The organism is uncultured Microscilla sp. (genome assembly GCF_947493425.1).
Taxonomy (GTDB): domain Bacteria; phylum Bacteroidota; class Bacteroidia; order Cytophagales; family Microscillaceae; genus Microscilla.
Genome location: NZ_CANLRP010000460.1, coordinates 1 through 554 on the forward strand (window position 1 = coordinate 1; position 554 = coordinate 554).

1 protein-coding gene is annotated in these 554 nt (G+C 52.0%); it reads right to left on the bottom strand.

The genetic code is table 11. The annotated features are described in order from the left end of the window. Positions 1–554 (bottom strand): hypothetical protein (locus Q0954_RS34330; protein ID WP_299466699.1); only part of this gene is annotated, 554 nt, incomplete at both ends.

Consider the following 554-nt stretch of genomic DNA (forward strand, 5'->3'; position numbering starts at 1 on the left):
GTCATCCAACCCCTGATGTTGTAGCGAAAGTTGAGGGTTTGCAAGGCCTCGGTGGTCGCTTGTTTTTTGCCTAGTTTTTTGGTGATCAACTGCCCCAACTCGTTGTAAGCAAGCTGGCTTACCTTGGTAACAGAGGCGGTGGCGGGTTGGGCGTTTGCCAGGGCTTCGGCCGTTGCCGCATCGCGATAAGTATAGTTATCGGCAATGTCCTGATAAGTTTCCAACACCCGGCCCACGTGGTCGTATTTGGTCCACTGATTCACATAATAGGTAGCTGCCGGGCTGGTGGTTTGGTGTTTTACCACACTTTGCAAAACCTGGCCATCAAAGGCATACTGGGTCATGGTCAGGTCTTGGCCGTTTTTGTTGTTGTCGGCAATGGTTTGCAATACCCGCCCACGAGCATCATAATAACTGACCGTGGTAAGCCACCCGGTGCGTTCACCGTAAGCATCCAGCATGGCAGTTTTGGTAGCAGTTACCTGCCCTTTTACCTGGTAGTTTACAGGCTCGGTCGCCAGTCGAGCATCCAATACGGAATAGTCGTAGGCAGT